This window comes from Pandoraea captiosa (assembly GCF_902459775.1).
GTDB classification, from domain to species: domain Bacteria; phylum Pseudomonadota; class Gammaproteobacteria; order Burkholderiales; family Burkholderiaceae; genus Pandoraea; species Pandoraea captiosa.
The window spans coordinates 1-505 of sequence record NZ_CABPSQ010000036.1 but is presented as its reverse complement, the minus strand read 5'-3'; the positions used below and the strand labels follow the sequence as shown (position 1 = coordinate 505).

1 pseudogene is annotated in these 505 nt (G+C 65.1%); it reads left to right on the top strand.

Annotated elements, in window-relative coordinates:
• Positions 1–505 (top strand): annotated as a pseudogene (locus tag PCA31118_RS26910) (branched-chain amino acid ABC transporter permease); the annotation flags it as partial.

Here is a 505-nt window from a genome sequence, read left to right as displayed (position 1 = left end):
TGCTCGTGGCGATGGGCATCTGCACGTTCATCGTGGAGACGTCGGGTGTGCTGCGTCATAGCGAGCGTCGCAAACTCGCGGGCCGTCTGGTGCCGGTGTTTGCGGGCAAATACCTCGTGTTCCCGATTGCCGTGTTCTTCGTGGTCAAGGCGCTCGCGCCGATGACCTTGCCGATGCTCGCGCAGATCGCGCTCACGCTGCTGCTGGTCGTGCCGATGGGGCCGATGCTCTATCGCCTGGCCTATCAGCCGCTGGCGGAGGCGAGCACGCTGCTGCTGCTCATCGTTTCGGTGGGCGTGCACTTCGCGCTGACGGGCCTCGGACTGGTGATGTTCGGCGCCGAAGGCTCGCGCACGCAGGCGTTCTCGGACGCGAGCTTCAACATCGGCTCGGTGATGGTCTCCGGTCAGAGTCTGTGGGTGGTCGGCGTGTCGGTCGTGATGATTCTGGCGCTGTACTTCTACTTCGACCGTTCGCTCTCGGGCAAGGCGCTGCGCGCCACGGC